The sequence below is a fragment of the bacterium genome (genome assembly GCA_036524115.1).
In the GTDB taxonomy this organism is placed as follows: Bacteria; JAUVQV01; JAUVQV01; order JAUVQV01; family DATDCY01; genus DATDCY01.
In genome coordinates this window covers 1-21,471 of sequence record DATDCY010000202.1, presented here as the reverse complement: position 1 = coordinate 21,471, position 21,471 = coordinate 1, and the positions used below count along the sequence as shown (strand labels likewise).

Genomic DNA, 21,471 nt, shown 5'->3' with positions numbered 1-21,471 from the left:
TCGAGCGCAAGAGGCTCCCCGAGTGCCCGCAGCTGAAGATCGTGCGCATCGACGGGTCGATCTTCTTCGGCGCCGTCGACCACGTCGCCGAGCGGCTCGACGCGATCACCCGCGAGAGCCCGCTGCAGGCGCACATCCTCGTCGTGGGCAGCGGCATCAACTTCATCGACCTCGCCGGCTGCGAGATGCTCAACGAGGAGTCGCACCGTCTGCGACTGAGCGGCCGCGTGCTCTACCTCTGCTCGCTCAAGGGGGAGGCGCGCGAGATCCTGCACCGCGGCGGGTGCATCCGCAGCATCGGGGCGGAGAACGTCTTCGCGTCCAAGGTGGAGGCGCTCGCGAAGCTCGTCCCGCGGCTCGACCCGGAGCGCTGCCGGGTCTGCCGGCTGCGCATCTTCCGCGAGTGCGCGCAGATGCCCGGGCCGCCGGACTTCCCGCCGACGACCGCCCGCTGAAGCGATCCGGCGACGAATGCGACGGCGCCGGGTGTGGCGCGAACCCCTCCGAGGACGTAGCTTCATCTCCGTGGAGCCGGGCGGCCGCCCCGGCGTCTTCAACACGGAGGGACGGATCATGAGCACCAGAAGGGACTTCCTCAAGGGCTCGCTGGCGATGGGCGTGGCGATCGCGGCGAGCCGCGTGGGGCGTGCGGAGGCGGCGACCTCCTTCCCCACCGCATTGATCTACACCAAGGACGCCCCGGGACGCTGGGCCGGCAAGGAAGCCGCGCATGCGCCGCAGGTCACCATCGCCGCGGGGAAGATCACCGTGATGACGCCGCACCCGATGACCCCGGCGCACTTCATCGTCAAGCACACGATCATCTCGCCGGAGGGGCGGCTCATCGGCGAGCGAACCTTCACCGGCGCCGACGCCAAGGCGGAGTCCGTCTACGATCTTCCCGCGGACTTCAAGGGCACGCTCTGGTGCTCCAGTGACTGCAACCTGCACGACCTCTGGGTGACCGAGGTCGTGATCTAGCGGCCGCTGCGCAGGCCTAGGGCGCGAAGCGCGTGAAGAGGAAGTCGTGGCCCTTGACCTTCGCCTCGTGGCAGGGGAAGCAGGTCTTGTGCGTCGCCTCGTCCGCGGGCTTCCCGTCGACGAAGCGGGCGAAGCCCCAGCCCCCCGTCGCGGCAAAGCGCGTCGAGTCCTTGTACATGAACTCGATGCGCGGCGCGGCGCCCGGACGAAACGCCCCCTCGAACTCGGGCATCGGCTCGCGTTTCCATGCGAGCTTCGCGATCACCGCGCCATCGGGCAGCGGGAGGGATCCGTCCCGCAGCGCCTTGAACGCGACGGGGTTCCCCAGGACCGCCCGCAGTTCGTCCTTGTTGTCGGTGCGGTGCGAGACCGCGATGAGCTGCCACCCCCGGTAGCCGTCGGGAACCGGCAGGCCGTAGACGGGCGAAAGCGGCACGCCGACGGCGGCAGTATCGAAGGGCAGATCCGCCACCGAGGCGGCCGACGCCGCGCAGGGGAACGCGGCGGCGAGGAAGACGACGACTGACGCGGACACCAGAGACCTGCTGCACATGACGGACCTCCCTTGGTCGGTTCGGGTTGGCCCCTTGAATATAGTGCCTAGACGGCGGTCCCGCCCGGGGGTTCCTGCGCCGGGGTGCCCACCGGAACCTCGACAAGGAACGTCGTCTCACCTTCCGCGCCCGTGGCGACGAGGATGTCCCCGCCGAGTTTCCGCAGGATTCCGCGAGAGACCCACAGCCCGAGTCCGGGGTCTCTGCCGGTCTCCGGCGCGGTCGAGAACGGCTCGAAGAGGTGCTCGAGCACGGCCGGCGTCAGCGCGGCCCCGCTCCCGCTCACGGCGATCCGCACCGTGCCCGCGTCCTTGAGCGCACTCGAGACGTGCACCTGCCCGCCGGTCGCCGCCGCCTCGACCCGGTTGGCGATGACGTCGAGCAGCACCTGCCGCAGGCGCCGGCGGCCGGCCGAGATCGGGGGAAGCCCCTCGGCCAGCTCGAGCGAGAGACGGACGTGCCGGGCCAGCATGCGCGGCTCGCTGAGCTTGAGCGCCTCGCCGATCACGGCGTTGACGTCGGCGGCCTCCGGGCTCACCGCGACGCCGCCCGCGTACTCGAGGATGCGGTGCGTGACCACGCGGCAGCGCTCGACGCCGTCGGCGACGGCGCCGAGCAGCTCCACGAAACGCTCGCGCTCGGGAAACGCCGCAGACCGCGCGAGGTAGTCGCGCATCAGGCCGGCCTTCTCGTTGATCACCGCGAGCGGGTTGTTGATCTCGTGCGCCACGCCGGCGGCGAACCGCCCCAGCATCGCGAAGCGCTCGGCGTCCAGCAGCTGCGCCCGGTTCGCCCGCAGCTCCTGGTTGGCCAGCTCCAGGCTCGTGAGCGTGTCGTGCAGCCGATCCTGCATCTGGTTGAACGACCGGGCGAGGGATGAGAACTCGTCCTCCCCGCGAATCGCGATGCGGCGCGAGAAATCCCCGGCCGCGATCTGGCGGGTCAGCGCCTCCAGATCGCCGACGGGCCGCGCGATGCTGCGGGAGAGCTGCGCGTCGACGACGACGCCCACGAGGATCGCGGCCGCGATCGCCAGCGGCAGCAGCCGCAGGGAGCGCTGCACGCCCGCCAGCAGGGCGTCGAGGGCGCTGCGCTCGCGTCCGGCGAGGCCCTCGACGAGGGCCTGCAGCTCCCGCGCCGCGGCGCGCAGGCTCTCGAGCCCTTCGCCGTCGCCCGCCGGCGCGCCGGCACGGGGGGCCGGGAGACCGGTGAAGAGCCGCTCGTACGCCGCCGTCGCGTCCCGCATCCGCGCGAAGTCCGCGCTCCTCCCCTCGCCACCGGATTCCCGCTCCAGCCGTCCGATGCCGTCGCGCAGCTCGGCGAGGTAGCGCCCGAGCTCCCGCGAGCTGGCCTCGTCGCGGAAGAGCAGGTAGTTCTTCTCGTAGCGGCGCACCTCGAGCATCGTGTTCGTCAGGTCGTCCGCCGCCTCGATGACCCTGAGCCCCGCGGTGATCGCGTGCAGCTCGCGGTAGGCGAACAGCCCCAGGGCCAGCGAGAACAGGACGTAGAACCCGAGCCCGAAGAGGAGCTTCTTCCGGATCCTCATTGTGCGCATTGTAGCCGAACGACGCCCGGGGCGACCGGGCACGCTGCCGGGCTGCCGGGAGCGGACGGATGCCAGCAGGGCTCAGGCGCCCGCGCCGACGACGAGCACCGGGCAGGGCGCCCGGCTGATCACCTTGCCGACGACGTTGTCGCCGAAGAGCCTGCGCAGCCAGGAGCGCTCGCGGCGGCCGAGGACGATGACATCGCAACGCTCCTCCGCGGCCACGGCGAGGATCCGCTCATGCACGGCGCCCGACTCGACGCGCGTCTTCACCAGCGCGCGCTCGCCGGCCGCGATGCCACGGATCTCCCGCAGGTCGCGGCCGACGCCGCCGTCGAGCACGTCCGCGACGTCCTTCACTCCGGTCAGGTCGAGGTCGCCGGCGCTCTCCGGCACGACCTTGACGACCGTGACCCAGCACTTTTCGTCGCCCGCAAGCTGGAGGCCCCGGCGCAGCACGTCCTTCGAGCCGTTCACCGCGATGAGGACCTTCCGGACCCCCCTCATGACCGCTCCTTCGCCACGAGCACGGGGCAGGGGGCGTGGACGACGACGCGCTCGGCGGTGCTGCCGAGCAGGGCGCGCTCGACGCCCTGGTGCCCGTGGCTGCCCATCACCACCAGGTCGAACCCGGACTGCTTCACGGCCTCGACGATCCGGTCGACGGGGGCACCGTCGGCGACCGTCGTCGCGACGCGCACCCCGTGGGCGGCGCCGATGGCTGCGGCCTCGGCGACGATCTTCCCGGCCTCCTCGTTGAGGCGCGCCCGGATGCCCTCGGTCCGCAGGAAGCCGACCATCTCCTCGTAGCGGGGAATGGCGTACAGCGCCGTGACGGCTGCATTGTCGGCGGCGGCGAGCTCGCAGGCGCGCTCCACCGCTGCCCGGCTGAAGGTCGAGCCGTCGTACGGGACGAGCAGGGAGCGGTACTCGCCGCGACACTCCTGGCAGGGGCGGTGCACCACGAGGACGTCGGCGCGCGCCTTGCCGATGACCTGCGCGGTGACGCTGCCCATGAGCATCCGCCGCAGGCCCCGCCGCCCGTAGGTCCCCAGGACGATGAGGTCCGCGTCGCCGCTCTTCGCGGCGTCGAGGATGACCTCCGGCGGCTCGCCCTCGCAGATGATCGAGCGCGCCGGCACGCCCGGTGCCGCCCCGACCGACTGGACCGCCGTGGTGCAGAGCCGGCGGCCGAGCGCGGCGCGCTTCTCGAGCTGCTCGGGGGCGATCCCGAACTCCTCGGTGTCGAAGAAGACGGCGTGCACGAGCGCCAGCTCGCCCCCGTGCCGCTTCACCCAGTGCGCCGCCTCGGCCAGGGCCGCCCGGCTGGCCGGCGAGTCGTCGTAGCCGACGAGGAGCTTGCGGTACATGGCTAGTGCGCGCCGCCGCCCTTGCGGAACACGAGGCCGACGCCGAAGCCGGCGCCGAGCGCCGCCATGATCGAGAGCAGCCCGTAGAGCGCGGCCTGGTTCTTCGCCAGGGACGCCAGGTACTTGATGCTCCCGACCTGCTCCACGAGGACCCCGGACTCGGCGGTCTCGACGACCTTCCCGTCCTGCACGGCGTAGACCGTGGCGACATAGTTCCCCGGCGGCGCCTGGTAGGGCCAGGGGGTGTTGATGTAGTACTCCCGCTTGCCGTTCTTCTCCGCGAAGGTGATCTGGCCGGTCGTCCGCGCGTAGAGATTGGAGGCCTCCTTGAACTTCAGGAACTCGGCGAACCATTTCGCCCTCTCCTGTTCCGACGCCAGCGGCCCGACCTCGACGTGGCGGCTGAGCGCCGCGTAGCCGAGCACGTAGCGGTCGGCCTCCTCCGCGGAGAGCAGCTCGCGCGACGGGCGCGTGCTGAAGACCTCGTAGACCTTCGGCGCGTTCTCGAACGTGAGGCTGCCGACGTTCATCCAGAGAAGCCCGGCCTTCTTCCCCTTCTCCTTGAGGGTCTCGTGCCCGTCGGCGGAGGCGATCTTGATGATCAGGTCCACGCCGGGATCGGCGATGCCGCGCACGCTCACCGAGCTGCCGTGGTAGAGGAAGTCCACCGTGATGTGGTCGTGGTTGGCCTTGGCCGAGAGCTCGGCGCGCGACGGGCCGGCAACGAGGAGCCCGCAGAGGACCGCCGCGGCCAGGGTGGTCAGGGTCGTCCGCTTCATGGTCTAGTGCCCTCCCGCCTGGGCCAGCAGCAGCGCCGGGGGCAGGGTGAGCTCGAAGACCATCTTCACGGTCACCGCGAGGACGATCGACGCGAGGATCACCTTGAGCTGCTCGCCCTTGAGTTTCCTGCCGAAGACGGCCCCGACCTGCGCCCCGACGGTGGAGCCGAGCAGGAGCAGGACCGCCAGGATGAAGTCCACGTTGTGGTTCGTCGTCGCCTGGAGGAACGTGACCTCGATGCAGTTGAAGAGGATCTGGAAGAGGCTCGTGCCGACCACGACGTGCATCGGCATCCGCAGCAGGTAGATCATCACCGGCACCATCAGGAAGCCGCCGCCGACGCCCATCACCGCCGCGAGCACGCCGACGAAGCCGCCGAAGAGGAGCGGCAGCAGCACCGAGTGCGTGACGCCGGACTTCTCGAAGCGCGTCTGCAGCGGCAGGGCGGCGAGGAGGCGGGTGAACGCCGTCTCCTTCGCCGGCGCGGGGGCGGCCGCCTTCTTCTTGCGCAGGCTCGTGAGCCCCTCGTAGAACATGTAGCTGCCGACGATGCCGAGCATCAGCACGTAGGTCATCTTGATCACGAAGTCCGCGTTGCCCGTGGCGTTGAGCACCTTGATCAGCTGCACGCCGCCGAGGCCGCCGACGAAGCCGCCGACGAGCAGGTAGAGGCCCATCTTGAAGTCGACGTTGCCGACCTTCCAGTGGGCGTAGGTCCCGGAGGTCGACGCGGCGACGATCTGGTTGGAGTCGGTCGCCGCCGCGACGGTCGAGGGGATGCCGAACATGATGAGCAGCGGCGTCATCAGGAAGCCGCCGCCCACGCCGAAGAGCCCCGAGAGCAGGCCCACCGCGAGGCCGAGGCCCACGGGGATGAGCACGTTGATGCTGGTCAGCGCGACCGGCAGATACAGGTACATGATTCCTCCCTCCCCGCCGGCGCCTAGGCGACGTGCCCCTGGCGCGCCAGCGTGACGACCGGGCGGGCGACGGTGCTCAGCAGGCGCTTGAAGTCGCGGCTGGACACGGCGCCCTCCGCCGTGATGCTGGGGCTGAGCAGCACCATCTCGACGTTGCGGTTGCTCTTGAGGTAGCTGCCGACGGCGCTCACCATGTCGCCGTCGCCGCTGCTGATCTGGGTGGACAGGCCGGAACCGGCGCAGGCCTCGGCGATCGAGCGTGGACTCGCTTCGTCCTTCTCCGCCGCCGCGGCCGGCTGGGCGAGGATCTCGCGGGCCGTCTCGTGCTCGCCCGCCTCGGCGAAGGCGACGGCGGTCATCAGCGACTCGAACCGGTTCATGAGGCGGTTCTTGCTGAGCAGCAGCACCGCGATCCCTTTGTCCATCGCCCGCGCAAGATCGAAGGCGTACGACAGGCCGCCGTCGGCGTCGTCGCTGCGATCAGTCACGAACAGGATGTTCCGCTTCATCTTTCCTCCTCGTTCTTGATGGCTCTGCCGGAGGAGATTGCACGGACGGTGCCACAAATATAACGCGCTGTATTTATTCAGTATTTTAGTGTTGGCCCACGGGGCTGTTCAATTTATGGACGACTTGTTCCGGCTAGGCGGTCACGGGGAATCGCGGAACCGGCGACTCTAAGGTGCTGAAAAGACGTTATTTTTTGTCTTGAGCTGGAAGCCGGGCCGGTCGGAGATGTCAGTGTTCACATTCTGAACGCCGTCAACGCTCATCCTCCTTGAGGATCTTCCAAAGGCTGGTCCTCGAGATCCCGAGCATCTCCGCCGCCCGCGTCCGGTTGCCGCCGGCGATCTTCACCACCTGCCGCGCGTAGTCGGCGACTACCTCGTCCACGGTGCGCACCCGGTCCGGGTCGACGGTGCCGACCCGGAGCACGCGGATCCCCTGCGGCAGGCTCTCCGGGGAGATGACCGGTCCGTGCTCCAGGATGATCGCCCGTTCGATGATGTTCTCCAGCTCGCGCACGTTCCCGGGAAAACTGTACTGCTTGAGGACCGCGAGGGCCTCCTCCGAGATGCCGGTGATGCGCTTGCGGGACTTTGGCAGGTGCTTCTGGAGGAAGAACGCGCACAGCGGCCGGATGTCCTCCGGGCGCTCGCGCAGCGGCGGGACGACGATCTCCATCACGTCGAGCCGGTAGTAGAGGTCCTCCCGGAAGCGCCCCTCGGCAATCAGGGCGCGCACGTTCTGGTTCGTGGCGGCGATGAAGCGCACGTCGACGTGGAGCGGCCGCGTGCCGCCCACGCGGTAGAACTCCCCCTCCTCGACGACCTTGAGCAGCTTGGCCTGGAGTCCGGGCGACAGCTCGGCGATCTCGTCGAGAAAGAGCGTGCCGGTGTCGGCGATCTCGACGAGGCCCTTCTTGGCGGCGACCGCGCCGGTGAAGGCGCCTTTCTCGTGGCCGAACAGCTCGCTGGCAAGCAGCTCCTCGGTGAGCGTCGCGCAGTTGAGCGCGAGAAACGGCAGGTCGCGCCGGCGCCCCGCCTGGTGGACGGCGCGCGCCACCAGCGTCTTGCCCACGCCCGTCTCCCCGAGCAGCAGCAGGTTGACGTCGGAATCGCGCAGCCGCTCGACCGTCGCGAGCACCTCCTGCATCTTCGCGCTGCGCGCGATGACCCGCGCCTGCCCGCCCGCGCCGGCGGAGCTCCGGAGCGCCGCGTTCTCCCGCCGCAGCGCGACGTCCTCGCCGATCTTCGCCACCCGCAGCGTCAGCTCGTCGAGGTCGTAGGGCTTGGTGAGGTAGTCGATCGCGCCCTTGCGCATCGCCTCGACGGCGGAGCCGATGCTGCCGAACCCGGTGAGCACGATGACCCCCGTCTCCGGCGAGCGCTCCCGCACCTTCTCGAGCAGCTCGAGCCCGCCGAGCTTCGGCATCTTGATGTCGGTGATCAGCAGGTCGTACCGGCCGCGCTCGACAGCCGCGAGCGCCTCGGCGCCGTCGCGAACGCCGGTGACGGCGTGCCCCTCGTCGCGCAGCGTCTCGACGAGGTTGTCGAGCGTGATCTGCTCGTCCTCGGCGACGAGGATGCGCAGCCGCGTCATCCCCCACCGCCTGCGGCGGCGCTCCCGCCGGCCGCCGCCGAGCGCGGCAGCGTGATCGTGAACGCGGTCCCGGCGCCGGGGACGCTCTCGACGCGGATCGCCCCGCGGTGGCGCTGGACGATGCCGAAGACGATCGCCAGGCCGAGGCCGGTGCCGCGCTCCTTGCCGCTGAAGAAGGGCTCGAAGACCTTCTCGAGCTGCTCGGGCGGGATGCCGCCGCCCGTGTCCGCGACGCGGATCGTCACCTCGCCGTCCTCCTCCCCGCTCACGGTGAGCGTCCCGCCGGCGGGCATGGCGTCGACGGCGTTCGTGAAGAGGTTGATGAACACGCGCTCGAGCTGCCCGCGGTCGGCCTCCAGCACGATCTCCGGGGGGGTCAGGCGCACCCGCAGCTCGACCCCTCCCGCCTCGCGCGAGGCGGCGACGGCGCGCCAGGCCGACCGCACCAGCTCGCCGAGCTCGACCGCCGCGAGGTGCGGCTCGCGCGAGCGCGCGAACTCCAGCAGGTCGCCGACGATGCTCTTCAACCGCAGCGTCTGCCCGTGGATGTCCTCGAGGCCCTTTCTGACCGCCGGCGGCGTTTCCTCGCCCGTCTTCCTCAGCAGGCGCTGGGCGCTGGTCGAGATGTTGTTCAGGGGGTTGTTCAGCTCGTGCGCCACGCCGGAGGCGAGCGTGCCGATCGCCGCCAGTTTCTTCGCCTGCACCAGCTCCCGCTCGTGGCGCTGGAGCTGCTCCTCCATCAGGTAGAACTTCTGCGTGAGCAGGTCGACCTCGTCCCCGCCCGCGCCGGCCGCGCCCACGGGCGGCGGGGCGGGATAGTGGCCGGCGCCCGTCTCCTCCACCAGGGTCGTGAGCAGCCGCAGCCGGCGCACGAGGCTGCCGGCGGTCAGCGCCGCGGCGCCCAGCGCCGCCGCCAGGAAGACCGGGTAGAGGACGAAGAGGGCGGTCTGCGAGCGGCGGATGGCGGCGTCGACCTTCTCGCGCGCGCGGCTGTCCAGCTCCTTCGACGCCGTGAGGATGTTCTCGCCCGTCCTGCGCAGCCCCGTGATCAGGGTGTCCAGCTCCTGCAGCCAGAGAATGAGCCGGTCGTCCTCGGCCAGGGCGTGGTCGGACCGCAGGTACGCGGCGTCGGCCAGCGGCCGATCGAGGAAGTTCGCCTCGATCAGACCCCGCACCCGCCCGTAGGCCGGCGAGCGCGCCTGCAGCGCCGCGGACTCGGCCGCGATGACGCTCACCAGCGTCTCGATCCGCGCAAACTGCGCCCGGTACTCCCGGACCAGCGGACCGAGCGAGGCGGCCAGCCCGCTGCCCGGCTCCGGCACGCGGGTGAGGATCGCGTCGAGCTCGTCGAGGTACGAGCCGATCGCCGCGGCCTCCGCGCCGGCGGTCGCCGGCGCGTAGAGCAGGAAGTTCTTCTCGTGCCGGCGCAGCTGCAGCGACTTGCTGCGCACGGTGTCCGTCAGCTCGAGGAAGGCGGTCTCGGCGCGGATCTCGACGAAGTTGGCATAGAGGAACGCCGAGAGCCCCGCCATGAGGGCCGCGCCGAGCAGCGCGCCGAGCAGGATCTTGCGCCTCAGGGACACCGCGGCCGGCGCCTCCCGCTCACTCCGGCGCCTCCTCCCGCTTGAGGATCCGCCAGAGGCTCGTGCGCGAGATCCCGAGCAGCGCGGCCGCCTTCGCCTTGTTCTGCTCGACGTGCTCGAGCACCTTCTGGGCGTACTCCCGGTTGAGCTCGTCGAGGGTCTTGACGCGCTCGGCGGCGAGCGACTCCACGGCGAAGAGCGCGATGCTCTCCGGCAGGCTCGAGGGCTGGATGCGCCCGCTCTTCTCAAGGATCACGGCGCGCTCGACGATGTTCTCCAGCTCGCGGACGTTCCCCGGGAAGCCGTAGGCGCGCAGCATCGCCAGCGCCTCCGGGGCGAAGCCGGCGATCGCCTTGCCGGCCTTGCGCGCGTGCTTCTCCAGGAAGTGCCGGGCCAGCGGCCGGATGTCCTCGCGCCGCTCCCGCAGCGGCGGGATCCGCACGTCCATCACGTTGAGCCGGTAGAAGAGGTCCTCGCGGAAGCGCCCCGCGGCGAGCAGCGCGGGCAGGTTCTGGTTCGTGGCCGCGAGGAAGCGCACGTCCACGCGCAGCGCGCGCGTCCCGCCGACCCGGAAGAACTCCCGGTCCTCGATCACCTTGAGCAGCTTGGCCTGGAGCGCCGGCGGCATCTCGGCGATCTCGTCGAGGAAGAGCGTGCCGCCGTCGGCGACCTCCAGGAGGCCGCGCTTGGACGCGACCGCTCCCGTGAACGCCCCCCGCTCGTGGCCGAACAGCTCGCTCGCGAGCAGCTCCTCGGTGAACACCGCGCAGTTGAGCGCGAGGAAGGGGCGGTCGCGCCGCGGGCTGTTGCGGTGGATCAGGCGGGCGACGAGCCCCTTGCCGACGCCGCTCTCGCCGGTGAGCAGCACCGTGCAGTCGGAGCCGCGGATGCTCTCGATCGTCTCGGCGATCCGGCGGAAGGCGGGGCTGCGGCCGACGAAGGGGTGGCCGGCGTCGAGGCCGAGCGCCGCCCTCAGGGCCTCGTTGTCCAGCTCAAGTCTTTTTTTTTCCGCGACCCGGCGGACCTTCAGCAGCAGCTCGTCGAGGTTGTAGGGCTTCGTCACGTAGTCGAGCGCGCCGCGCTTCATCGCGTCGACCGCCGACTCGACGCTGCCGAAGCCCGTGACGATGATGACCGCGGTCCCCGGCTGCTTCTCCCGCACCGCGGCGAGCAGGGCGAGGCCGTCCATTCCGGGCATCTTGATGTCGGCGATGAGCAGGTCGAAGCGCTCCTGCTCGATCCGGCGCAGCGCGTCCAGGCCGTTGCCGACGCCGGCGACCTCGTACCCCTCCGCCCCGAGCGCGTACGTCAGGTGCTTGAGGGTGATCGCCTCGTCTTCCGCGACCAGGATCTTCAGGCTCATGGCGCCCCCGGCAGGGTGACCGTGAACGTCGTCCCCCGCCCCGGCTCGCTGCGCACGTCCACGCTCCCTCCGTGCTTGCGGACGGCATTGTACACGATGGCCAGGCCGAGCCCCGTCCCCCGCTCCTTGGTGGTGAAGAACGGGTCGAAGACCTTCGGCAGCTCCTCGGCCGGGATGCCGCGCCCCGTGTCGGCGACGGCCGCCTCCACGCCGCCCGCGCGGCGCGCCACCGTGACCGTCACCGCGCCGGCGCCCGCCATGGCGTCGACGGCGTTGGCGATCAGGTTCACGAAGACCTGCGTGATCAGGTGCTCGTCGGCCATGACGGCGACCCCCGGCTCGCCGGCGAGGCGCAGCGACACCGCGCCGCCCGGCGGGATCGCGCGCGCCGCGGCCTCGCGAACGAGCGCGACGAGGTCGGTTCGGCGCAGCTCCGGCGGCTTCTCGCGGGCGAACTCCAGCAGATCGCCGACGATCCGCTTCACCCGCTGCGTCTGCGAGAGGATGTCGTCGAGGGTCTCGCGCACGATCGGTCCGCCGGCGCCGGCCGGGAGGCTGCGCGCGAGGATCTGCGCCGCGAGCGAGATGTTGTTCAACGGGTTGTTCAGCTCGTGCGCCACGCCCGAGGCGAGCGTGCCGATCGCCGCGAGCTTGCGCCCCTGGAGCAGTTCCTCGTTCTTCGCGGCCAGCTCGCGGTCGCGCGCGGCCAGCCCCCGCTCCATCTGGTTGACCGCGCGCACGAGCACGCCGACCTCGTCGCTCGCCTGGTCTTCGGTGAGCGCATCGTGCGAGAACTCTCCCTCTCCGGTGCGCTCGATGACGGCGGTGAGCAGCTTGAGGCGGCGCACGACGTTGTGGCTGATCGCCACCAGGAAGCCGACCCCGACGAGCATGGACAGCGGCACGAGCACCAGCGCGGCGGACTGCGAGCGCGCGAGCGCCCGCTCGACCTTGGCGCGCGCCGCCGCGTCCAGGTCCTGGGCGATGAGCAGCGTCTCCTCGCCGTTGCGCCGCAGGCCGGAGATCTCGGCGTCCAACGCCGTCAGGTCGGCCAGCACCGCCGTCCGGTCCGCCGGCGGCAGCAGCGGCCCGAGGACCTCCGCGTTCACCAGCGGCCGCTCCAGCAGGACGGCATCGGCGAGCGGCAGGTAGGGGCGCGCCCGGGGGTCGGCCGCGGCAAAGCCGGTCAGGCCGGCGCGGACCTTCGCCGCGAGGCCCTCGATCCGCCCGAAGCGCCCGCGGTACTCGGCCACGGTGCTCGCGAGACCGGCGAGCGCCGCCGAGCCGGCGCGGGCGCTCTCGACGCGCAGCGTGCCGTCCAGCTCGTCGAGGAGCCGGTGGACCTCGGCGCGCTCCTTGGCCTCGCCGTAGAGGAAGTAGTTCTTCTCGTGCCGGCGCAGCAGCAGCGTCTTGCTCCGCAGCGTGTCCGAGAGCTCCAGGGCGAGGATCTCGCGGCGGATCTCGACGAAGCTGACGCCCCCGGCCAGCGCGAGCGCCGCGACGAGCCCGGCGCTGATCAGGAAGCTCGCGATGATCTTGCGCTCGAGGGACATGGCTAGCGCCGCGGGCGCCACGAGCGCGCGAACGAGGCGAGCGCGCCGAGCGCCGGCGTGACCTTCCGGTCGCGATGTCGCACGAGGTAGAACGTCCGGCTCGCGGCGAGCCCGCGGACCCGGATGCGGGCCAGCCAGCCGGCCGCGAGTTCGCGGCCGACGGTGAGACCCGAGAAATACGCGATGCCCAGCCCGCTCATCACCACCTGCTTGATCGCCTCGACGGACCCGAGGCTCATCGTGTCCCGGAACGTGAGGCCGCGGGCCGCGAGGTGGGCCTCCATCGTCGCCCGCGTCGCCGACCCGCTCTCGCGCACGATGAGACGCTCGCGCGCGACGCGGGCGGGGGCGACCGCCCCGGCCCGCGCCAGGGGGTGCGCCGGCGCGCAGGCGAAGAAGATCTCGTCCTCGAGGAAGGGCTCCGACGCGAGCTCCGCGGAGACCGCCGGCGCCCCCATGAACCCGAGGTCGGACTCGTTGCGCAGCAGGCGCGCCTCGATGTGCGCCGTGTTCTCGACCGCGAGCGAGAGCTGCACCCGCGGGTGCTTCGCCGAGAACTCCGCGAGCAGCGGGGCCAGGTAGTAGACCCCCACCGAGGTGCTGGCGCCGATGCGGACCGAGCCGGCCTGCGCGTCGTGGAACGCCGCGAAGGCCTCGGCAAGCTCGCGGACCTGCCCCTCGATCCGGACCGCGTGCTCCTCCAGCAGCCGGCCGGCGGCGGTCAGGTGCACCTTCTTCCCGAGGACCTCGAAGAGCTGCGTCCCGAGGACCGTCCCCAATTCCCTGACCTGCACGGAGACGGCGGACTGGGTCAGCCCGAGCTCAGCGGCGGCCCGGGTGAAGCTGCGCTCCGCGGCCACCGTGCGAAAGACCCGCAGCTGATGCAGCGTGGGCCGGCCCACCGCGCCTCCCTTCATGAGGGGATTTTATCATTCTGATTAGGATTATGAATTTTCTTTTTCGATTCCCGCGGCCTAGCTTGACGAGGGGGAACGAAAGACATGGCGCTGCCGCTGATCGTCCTGCTGATCGGGCTCGGCGGGGGCCTGCTCTCGGGCCTCCTCGGCATCGGCGGCGGGATCGTGACCGCGCCGCTGCTGCTGTACCTGCCGCGGCTTCTCGGCCAGGAGCCACTGTCCATGCACGTCGTCGGCGGCCTGACGATCTCACAGGCGCTCTTCGCCAGCCTCTTCGGCTCGTTCGGGCATTGGCGGACCGGCAACGTCGACCGGCGCCTCGCCGTCGTGATGAGCGGCGTCATCTTCGCCGGCGCGCTCGCGGGCGGCGCGGGATCGCACTGGTTCAGCCACCGGTTCCTCCTCGGGCTCTTCCTCCTGCTCTCGCTGGCCGCGGCGGCCCTGATCCTCCTCCCGCAGCCGGCCAGGAACGGGACCGTCTACGCGCCCGGCGCGTTCCCGGTCGCCGGCGCGGTCGCGATCGCCCTGGTCGTCGGCCTGCTCGGCGGCCTGGTCGGCCAGGGCGGCTCGTTCATCCTCATCCCGCTCACCGTGGCCCTCCTGAAGGTGCCGCTGCGCGTCGCGATGGGCAGCAACATGGTGATCATCTTCTTCGCCTCGCTGGCCGGGTTCATCGGGAAGGCCGCCACGGGGCAGGTCCCGCCGCCGCTGGCGGCGGCGCTGCTGGCGGGGATTCTTCCGGGATCGCTGGCCGGCGTGGCGCTCTCGCGGCGGGTGTCGACGCCCGCGCTCAGGACCGCGCTGGCGATCCTGATACTCGCGGCCTGCGCACGGATGGCGCTGGACGTCGTGCGCTGATGGCGCTCGCACGAATTCGGCGGCCGCGCCGCCGCAGGTTGATCGGATTTCACGAAAGGATAGGGAAATGACGAAGGCGACGATCACGCTCTACAGCAACGACCCGATGGGAAAGAGGTGACGGGCGAACCTCGAGGCCGCCTCCCGTGCGGAGGCTGAACTCGGCGCCGGGGTCGTCGTCGTCCGCAAGACCTCGGCCGACTACCGCCCCGGCAGCGATCCGCCCTGCCCCTCGGTGGCCGTCGACGGCACCGTCATCGTACGCGACGGCACCGTGACGTTCGAGGAGCTGCGGGCGGCGCTCCCCGGGCCCCGCGGCTAGGAGCCAGTCGTGGCCTGGTCGCTTCTCGCCACGCTCGTCCTCCTCGGCCTCGGCGGCGGGTTCCTCTCGGGTCTCCTCGGCCTCGGCGGGGCGATCTTCATGATCCCGCTGCTGCTCTACGTGCCGCCGGCGCTCGGCGTCGGCCTGCTGACGATGAAGCAGGTCGCCGCCGTCAGCATGGTGCAGGTCCTCTCGGCGTCGCTGACCGGGGTCCTCGTCCACAACAGGAACAGATTCGTCAGCAAGCAGCTCCTGCTCGTCATGGGCACCATGAACGCCATCGGCAATCTGGCGGGCTCACTGGCCTCGAAGAACGTGAAGAGCGCGTTTCTGCTGGCGATCTTCGCGACCCTGGCGGTCATCGCCGCGGTCGTGATGTTCATCCCCCGGCGCGACCAGGGCGCGGACGTCCCGCCGGAGCAGGTCCGGTTCAACAAGCCGCTCGCCGCGGCGGTCAGCCTGGCGATCGGCAGCTTCGGTGGCATGGTCGGCGCGCCCGGGGCGTTCCTCTACATCCCGGTGATGATCTACCTGCTGAACCTCCCGACCCGGATCGTGATCGGCAGCACGCTCGGCATCGTGCTGCTCGGCGCCGTCACGGGGACGATCGGGAAGATGGCGACCGGGCAGATCATCTGGCCCTACGCGATCGCCCTCGTGATCGGCACCATCCCCGGGGCGCAGCTCGGCGGGAAGGTCAGCAAGAAGGTCAACACCAGGTACCTGCGGCTGGCGATCGCCGTGATCATCGCGATCACCGGGGTGCGCATGTGGTTCCAGGTCTTGTCCGGACACTGAGCGTCAGGATCATCACGCTCCCGACGCTGGCGGCGGAAATGTCGTCGCGGGAGACGATCACGCTCTGATCCGCCTTGGGGAGGGCTTGGTCCCGAGAGTACAGGGGCTGCCGATCGGTGAAGGAAGATGGCTGCCGGAAAGCGCAAGCGGACAGTCTGGATCGGTGCCCTATCCCTGCTTTCCGTCTTCTTCGCCTGGCGCATGGTCAGGCCGCTCTCCATATTCGTGGTGGACCAGCGATTTGAAAGACCCATGGCGACGGCAACGCCTGAGGGGCTGAGTACTCTCAGCGCGAAGGAATGCGGCGGGTGCCATCGGGACATCTACCGGGAATGGGCGGGGAGCATGCACGCGCAGGCGTGGAGCGAGCCGTACTTTCAGGTGGACTTCACGTACGACGGTTCGCAACAGATCTGCCTGAATTGTCACACGCCCCTGGAGAACCAGCAGGAGAACCTCGTTCTCGGCTTCGAGGATCGCGAAAAGTTCCACCCCATCCTCAAGCCCAACCCATCCTACGATCCGACCTTGCGGGACGAGGGAGTCACCTGCGCGACCTGCCACGTGCAGGATGGAAGGATCGTCGGTCCTTTCGAGTCGGCAGCGGCCCCTCATCCGGTGACGGTCCGCCCGGACATGAAATCGGGACTCGGCCCCTGCGCGCGGTGTCACGTCGTCACGAATGGTCGCTGGGACGCCTTCTATCGGGTTCCTCCGTGCGGGACCGTGGCCGAGATCAATGAAAGAGGCCAGAGGCCGGACTGCATCGGGTGTCACATGCCGCCGGCCAGTCGTCCCATCGCGAGCGGCGGGGTGATGCGAAGCGGGAGACGGCACCTCTTCCATGGCGGCCATGCCCCGGAAATGGTCAAGGGCGCACTCGAGGTCAGCCATCAGAGCGAAGAGCTCGGCAGCGGACGGGTGCGGTATGTCTTCACTCTGACGAACAAGGGGGCGGCCCACTACCTGCCCACGGGCACCCCGGACCGTCACCTCACCCTCGATCTGACGTTGCGCGACCGGGCCGGAGAAACGATCAAGCACGACTCCTTCCGCATGAAGCGGTACATCATGTGGAGGCCATTCATCGTGGACGTGAAGGATACCCGGCTGCCTTTCGGGAAGCCGGCGGCCTTCCCGTTTGAGTTCAACCGGGATGGAGGAAATCCGCCTTCACAGCTCGACGTCGTCGTGACCTATCACCTGCTCGACGAGAAGAGGCGGAAGAAGATCGGCTATGCGAACAGAGAGCCGATCGCCTATCCCGTCTACCGCGAAACGATAGCGCTGTACTGAAGGCGACCGGGGACCTGGGGCAAACGCGAGGCACGTGACCATGAGCTCTGAGACGAGGGGGAGAAGACCATGACTCGGTGGCGAAATCCCACGCGACGTACCATCATGTGGGCGGGGTGCTCCATTGCCCTCGCGATTCCGATTCTCCTCTGGAGGCCTCACGCGGCTTCGGCCGCCGGCGCTCCCACGATGGAGGATGTCCGGGCCGAGGCCGCCCGCGGCGGCTACCGCCTCATCGATCTCGCGGAGACGCGCGGCCTGCTGGAGCGCGCGGCGGGCCGGGTGCTGCTCGTCGACACCCGCCAGGACTGGGAGTACCGCACCGGCCACATCCCCGGGGCGGTCAACTTTCCGTTCGAGCCGACGGCCTGGTCACGTCTGAAGAATCGCTGGGCGCTGGCACGGGCGCTCGGCGCGGACAAGGAGCGCCCACTGGTCTTCTACTGAGCGGGCCTCACCTGAGTCCGTAGCGACTCGGCGGCCCGGGTGGCCGTACAACTTGGATACCGGGAAGTCTATCGTTACCCCACCGGCTTCCCGGAGTGGCAGGCGAACGGCCTGCCGGTGGCGAGCGCCCCGGCCGGCACCGCGAATGCGACCCCGACCCAGGGCGGCCTCGGCCTGGCCTGGACGCTCCTCGGGGTCTTCCTCGGCGGGATGGCCTTGAATCTCACGCCCTGCGTCTATCCGATCATTCCCATCACCGTGTCCTATTTCGGGGGGCGCGGCGGCGGGAAAGGCAATGTCCTCGCGCACGGTCTCTGCTACGTCGGCGGCCTGGCCGTCACGAACTCGCTGCTCGGTGTCGCGGCGGCACTCACCGGCGGGCTCATGGGCGCCGCGTTGCAGAATCCGGTCGTCCTGGCCGCCGTTGCCGTCGTACTTCTCGCCTTCGCCGCAAGCCTTTTCGGATTTTGGGAATTTCGTCTGCCGTCGGGGCTGACGCAGTCCGCATCGCGGTCCTTCGCCGGCTACTTCGGCAGCGTCTTCATGGGCCTGACGATGGGGGTGGTCGCCGCCCCTTGCATCGGACCGTTCGTGCTCGGGCTCCTGACGTGGGTGGCGAGCAGTGGCAGCGCCCTCCTCGGGTTCACGGTCTTCTTCACGCTGAGTCTCGGTCTCGGGCTTCCTCTGCTCGTTCTGGCGCTCTTCAGCGGCCGGCTGGAGAGGCTCCCGCGCGCGGGCGAGTGGATGGTCTGGGTCCGCCGTCTCATGGGCTGGGTCCTCGTCGGCATGGCCGTCCACTTCGTGCGCCCGCTCCTGGCGCCCGACGCGGGCCTGGGTCTGCTGGCCGTCGTCGCGCTTACCGCCGGCGTCGATCTCGGGTGGCTGGCGCGGAGCGGGGAGGGATCGCGGGGGTTCCGGCGCGTGCGCCGCGCGGTCGGCGTCCTCGGCCTCGCCATCGCCGTCGTGCTCGTCGGCGGACGGCTCCTGCGCGGGCCGGGGCTGTCGTGGCGCCCGTACAGCGAGGACCTGCTCGCGTCCGCGCGCCGCGATGGCCGCTCCGTCATCATCGACTTCTCGGCGGCCTGGTGCACGCCCTGCCGCCGGCTCGACGAGGAGACCTTCCACGATCCGCAGGTCGTGGCCCTGGCGACCGCCGAGTTCGTCGCGATCAAGGTGGACCTGACGCGCAGCGGGGACCCCCGCTCGCTGCGCCTGCTGCAACAGTACGCGATCAAGGGGGTGCCGACGGTCGTCTTCCTCGGGCCGGACGGGTATGAGGACCGGCGCCTGCGGCTCGTGGACTATCTCCCCCCCGACGCCTTTCTCGCCCGCATGAAGCAGGCGCGGGCCGCCGAGTGACCCGAAACGAAGGAGGAACGGCCATGCTCAGGATCCGCGTCTTTCTCAACGAGCCGCAAGGCAAGCCCTGAAAGCACTTCGAGGAGATGCTGCCCAGGCTGGGCGGCACGTACGAGTTGAACGTCGAGCGGCGGTCGCAGCCGAAGGCGGAATACCACACTGACGCCTACTACGCGCTGGACCTGCCGGTGGCGCCGGCGATCATGGTCGAGGACGAAATCGTGATCGAGGGCAAGGACGTCAGCGACGAGGAGTTGGAGGCCGCGATCCGGCGGCACCTGGGGCTGCCGGCGCTGCCTGTCGTCGAAAGGAAGGGCCTCCTCGGCCGGATCCTGGGAACGTAGGTACCGGGAACGGCCAAGCGCGTATATTGACGGTGCGTGGCAAGGACCGTGGAGGAGAGGCCATGACCGACCCGGACGGGCTGAAATCCACCGACTCCGGTTGCTGAACGCCCGCGGAGCAGCCCGCCGGGGAGCGGGCGGCGGAAGCGGGCGCCGGGGGCGGACCGCAGACCGAGCATTGCCTGGTCTGCGGTGAGCCGCTGATCTACGGCGAGACTGCCGCGCCGTCCGTCTGCACGCTCTGCGGCGGCGCGGGGCACGCTTACATCAGCTGTCCCCGGGGACATTTCGTCTGCGACGCCTGCCACAACCGGGAAGCGCTCGCCCGCATCGAGGCCATCGCCCGCACGAACGCCTCGCGCGACCCGTTCGAGATCGCCGAGCGCATGATGGATCTGCCCGGGCTGCCGTTTCTCGGGTGCCAGCACGCCTACATTGCCGCGGCCGCCCTGATGGCGGCGCTGCGCAACGAAGGGTCGCGTCCCGTCACGCAGGCGGACGTCGACGAGGTCTTCGCCCGCACCGGCACGCAGGCCGTCGGCGGGTACTGCGGGCTCACCGGCGTCTGCGGCGTCGTTCCGGCGCTCGGGGCCTGCGTCGCCGTGCTCACGGGTTCGAAGTGTGGGACGGACGAGCCGCAGCGCACGACGATGGAGGCGGCGACGCGGGTGATGCGCGCGATCGCCGATCTCACCGGGCCGAGCTGCTGCAAGGCTTACGTGCGGGGCGCCCTCGAGGCGGTCGTTCCGTATCTCCGCGAGGCTCTCGGCATCCGGCTTCCCGCGCCGGGAAAGGCGAAGTGCGGCGTCGCGGCGCGGCATCCGCACGGGTGCCGGGAGAAGCGGTGCCCGTACTTCCCGGAGGAGCCGGCACGGCGTGACAAGCGGAGCGTCCAACTTCCCGTGGTCAACGAGGCGGTTGTCGCCGGCGGAGGGTCTTCCATGGACGACAGGATGGATCGGCTCTTGGCGAGGTCCCTCGAGCTGGGGGCGGCGAAGGCGAAGATCATCGACACAGACTCCGTCGTCGTGGAGGAGTGGGTGCGCTGGAAGTGCCTCTACGGGTGCCCGTTCCACGGCAAGGACGCCTATCACCCGCCGTGCGCTCCGGACACGGCGAGCACGAGATCCGTCATGAAGGAGTATCGCAAGGCGATCCTTCTCACCAGCGACAAGGGAAAGGCCTTGTCCGAGGCCGCCGTGCACCTGGAGGGGGAGGCCTACCGCGCGGGCTACTACAAGGCCTTCGCTCTGACGGCGTTGACGTCGGGACCCGAGGGGGCGACCTGACCCTCCGGCGAGGCGGAGGCCCCGGGCGGGCCCCACACCGCGGAGCAGAAGAAGATCAGGGTCCGGCCGCTCATGGAGGCCTGCGGGATCGACGTCTTCAAGACAGCGAGAAACAACGGCTTCGAGATCGACACGCGGAAGGAAACCTTTGGCCGGTGGAACTACTTCGCGCTCGTGCTGATCGAGTGAGCCGCCGTCGCCGCCTCAGGGCTTCCCGCACGCCCCCTGGCACGAGCAGGTGAAGTTGCCCGCGGCCTTCCCGAAGGCCTCGCGCCCCTCCCGCCAGGAGAACCAGGCGATCCCGAGCGCGCCGGCCGAGTCCAGCAGGCCGATCCCCGTCGCCTCGTAGCCGATGCTCGCGGCCAGCAGCACCACGGAGAGGTAGATGCAGGTCAGCGTGCAGTTGGCGTCGGCCAGCAGGGCGGCCGAGCCGTAGCGCCGGCCGATCGTGCGCTTGTAGTGCACGAGCGCCAGCATGGAGACGATCGAGACGGCCGAGATGACGATCCCCCAGACGGTCGTCTCCGGCCGCGATCCCCGCGCGAGCTGCACCGTCGCCGTGGCGACGAGGCCCGCCGTCAGGAGGTAGAACCCCGCGCCGGTCACCCGCAGCGCCGTCCGCTCGAACTCGTCGGGCGTGCCGGCCGGCCGGTTCCTCAGTCTCCAGACCATGTGCCAGATGCCGATCCCGGAAATGACTTCCACGAAGGAGTCGACGCCGAACCCGAACAGGGCGACCGTCTCGTCCGCCGCGCCGAACCAGACGGAGACGACGCCCTCGACGATGTTGTAGAAGATCGTCACCAGCGCCAGGGCGGCGGCCCAGCGGTGAAACGTCTCATCGCGCTGCGGCTCGGCCGGCAGCGTCGGCAGAGTGGGAAGGGTCGCCTGCGCCATCAGAAGGTGCCTCCGTTCGCGGCCGCGCAGCGCCCCGCCGTCGAGCCGCCCGGGACGGGGAACCAGTGCCGCGTCCGGTTGCAGAAGCTGCAGACCGAGAGCATCACCGGCACCTCCACGAGCACGCCGACGACCGTGGCCAGTGCCGCGCCGGACTCCGGCCCGAAGAGGGTGATCGCCACCGCGACCGC

General features: G+C 70.3%; 23 protein-coding genes. 9 read left to right on the top strand and 14 right to left on the bottom strand.

Annotated elements, in window-relative coordinates; genetic code table 11:
* Nucleotides 1–455, top strand: a 455-nt coding sequence (locus VI078_09765; GenBank protein HEY5999568.1) for a sodium-independent anion transporter, incomplete at its 5' end; no start/stop codon positions are given.
* Between the two features lie 118 nt (nucleotides 456–573).
* Nucleotides 574–981 (top strand): desulfoferrodoxin family protein, encoded by a 408-nt coding sequence (locus tag VI078_09760; GenBank protein HEY5999567.1) that lies wholly within the window; start codon nucleotides 574–576, stop codon nucleotides 979–981.
* A 16-nt stretch (nucleotides 982–997) separates the two neighbouring features.
* Here VI078_09760 and VI078_09755 read toward each other — a convergent pair whose 3' ends face one another.
* The 12 genes from VI078_09755 to VI078_09700 all read right to left on the bottom strand — a co-directional run bounded on the left by VI078_09755 (nucleotide 998) and on the right by VI078_09700 (nucleotide 13,670).
* Complete coding sequence (locus VI078_09755; GenBank protein HEY5999566.1) at nucleotides 998–1,453, bottom strand: cytochrome P460 family protein; 456 nt, start codon at nucleotides 1,451–1,453, stop codon at nucleotides 998–1,000.
* Between the two features lie 128 nt (nucleotides 1,454–1,581).
* Nucleotides 1,582–3,081 (bottom strand): HAMP domain-containing protein, encoded by a 1,500-nt coding sequence (locus VI078_09750; GenBank protein HEY5999565.1) that lies wholly within the window; start codon nucleotides 3,079–3,081, stop codon nucleotides 1,582–1,584.
* Between the two features lie 81 nt (nucleotides 3,082–3,162).
* Nucleotides 3,163–3,588, bottom strand: a complete 426-nt coding sequence (locus VI078_09745) for a universal stress protein (protein HEY5999564.1) — start codon at nucleotides 3,586–3,588, stop codon at nucleotides 3,163–3,165.
* On the bottom strand, nucleotides 3,585–4,451 hold the full coding sequence (locus VI078_09740) for a universal stress protein (protein HEY5999563.1): 867 nt from the start codon (nucleotides 4,449–4,451) through the stop codon (nucleotides 3,585–3,587). The genes VI078_09745 and VI078_09740 overlap by 4 nt, the downstream gene beginning before the upstream one ends.
* 2 nt (nucleotides 4,452–4,453) lie before the next feature.
* Entirely contained in the window at nucleotides 4,454–5,230 is a 777-nt protein-coding gene (locus VI078_09735; GenBank protein ID HEY5999562.1) for a TIGR02186 family protein, read from the bottom strand.
* A 3-nt stretch (nucleotides 5,231–5,233) separates the two neighbouring features.
* The gene (locus VI078_09730) at nucleotides 5,234–6,151 is read right to left on the bottom strand and encodes a sulfite exporter TauE/SafE family protein (GenBank protein HEY5999561.1); all 918 of its coding nucleotides are present in this window, start codon (nucleotides 6,149–6,151) and stop codon (nucleotides 5,234–5,236) included.
* A 23-nt stretch (nucleotides 6,152–6,174) separates the two neighbouring features.
* Nucleotides 6,175–6,660: a hypothetical protein gene (locus tag VI078_09725; protein ID HEY5999560.1), complete on the bottom strand. Its 486-nt coding sequence runs from the start codon at nucleotides 6,658–6,660 to the stop codon at nucleotides 6,175–6,177.
* A gap of 253 nt (nucleotides 6,661–6,913) precedes the next feature.
* Complete coding sequence (locus VI078_09720; GenBank protein ID HEY5999559.1) at nucleotides 6,914–8,254, bottom strand: sigma-54 dependent transcriptional regulator; 1,341 nt, start codon at nucleotides 8,252–8,254, stop codon at nucleotides 6,914–6,916.
* Complete coding sequence (locus VI078_09715) at nucleotides 8,251–9,837, bottom strand: ATP-binding protein (GenBank protein HEY5999558.1); 1,587 nt, start codon at nucleotides 9,835–9,837, stop codon at nucleotides 8,251–8,253. Before VI078_09715 ends, VI078_09720 begins: the two co-directional genes overlap by 4 nt.
* Before the next feature lie 19 nt (nucleotides 9,838–9,856).
* Entirely contained in the window at nucleotides 9,857–11,200 is a 1,344-nt protein-coding gene (locus VI078_09710; protein HEY5999557.1) for a sigma-54 dependent transcriptional regulator, read from the bottom strand.
* Entirely contained in the window at nucleotides 11,197–12,753 is a 1,557-nt protein-coding gene (locus tag VI078_09705) for an ATP-binding protein (GenBank protein ID HEY5999556.1), read from the bottom strand. Before VI078_09705 ends, VI078_09710 begins: the two co-directional genes overlap by 4 nt.
* A gap of 2 nt (nucleotides 12,754–12,755) precedes the next feature.
* Complete coding sequence (locus tag VI078_09700) at nucleotides 12,756–13,670, bottom strand: LysR substrate-binding domain-containing protein (GenBank protein ID HEY5999555.1); 915 nt, start codon at nucleotides 13,668–13,670, stop codon at nucleotides 12,756–12,758.
* An 84-nt stretch (nucleotides 13,671–13,754) separates the two neighbouring features.
* On the opposite strand from VI078_09700, the gene VI078_09695 reads away from it, so the two are divergent.
* From VI078_09695 to VI078_09665, 7 genes are all read left to right on the top strand, one after another.
* On the top strand, nucleotides 13,755–14,528 hold the full coding sequence (locus VI078_09695) for a sulfite exporter TauE/SafE family protein (protein HEY5999554.1): 774 nt from the start codon (nucleotides 13,755–13,757) through the stop codon (nucleotides 14,526–14,528).
* 331 nt (nucleotides 14,529–14,859) lie between these two features.
* Complete coding sequence (locus tag VI078_09690; GenBank protein ID HEY5999553.1) at nucleotides 14,860–15,648, top strand: sulfite exporter TauE/SafE family protein; 789 nt, start codon at nucleotides 14,860–14,862, stop codon at nucleotides 15,646–15,648.
* A gap of 126 nt (nucleotides 15,649–15,774) precedes the next feature.
* Nucleotides 15,775–16,944: a multiheme c-type cytochrome gene (locus tag VI078_09685; GenBank protein HEY5999552.1), complete on the top strand. Its 1,170-nt coding sequence runs from the start codon at nucleotides 15,775–15,777 to the stop codon at nucleotides 16,942–16,944.
* Nucleotides 16,945–17,133: 189 nt separating this feature from the next.
* Nucleotides 17,134–17,391: a rhodanese-like domain-containing protein gene (locus VI078_09680; protein ID HEY5999551.1), complete on the top strand. Its 258-nt coding sequence runs from the start codon at nucleotides 17,134–17,136 to the stop codon at nucleotides 17,389–17,391.
* A gap of 39 nt (nucleotides 17,392–17,430) precedes the next feature.
* Nucleotides 17,431–18,750, top strand: a complete 1,320-nt coding sequence (locus tag VI078_09675; protein ID HEY5999550.1) for a cytochrome c biogenesis protein CcdA — start codon at nucleotides 17,431–17,433, stop codon at nucleotides 18,748–18,750.
* 86 nt (nucleotides 18,751–18,836) lie between these two features.
* Complete coding sequence (locus tag VI078_09670; protein ID HEY5999549.1) at nucleotides 18,837–19,094, top strand: hypothetical protein; 258 nt, start codon at nucleotides 18,837–18,839, stop codon at nucleotides 19,092–19,094.
* Nucleotides 19,095–19,276: 182 nt separating this feature from the next.
* A complete protein-coding gene (locus VI078_09665; GenBank protein HEY5999548.1) occupies nucleotides 19,277–20,572 on the top strand; it encodes a DUF5714 domain-containing protein in 1,296 nt (431 codons plus the stop codon).
* Nucleotides 20,573–20,587: 15 nt separating this feature from the next.
* Here the strand turns inward: VI078_09665 and VI078_09660 are convergent, their stop codons facing one another.
* Nucleotides 20,588–21,280: a cation transporter gene (locus VI078_09660; GenBank protein HEY5999547.1), complete on the bottom strand. Its 693-nt coding sequence runs from the start codon at nucleotides 21,278–21,280 to the stop codon at nucleotides 20,588–20,590.
* On the bottom strand, nucleotides 21,280–21,471 hold a 192-nt coding region (locus VI078_09655), incomplete at its 5' end, for a hypothetical protein (GenBank protein HEY5999546.1). The genes VI078_09655 and VI078_09660, both read right to left, overlap by 1 nt.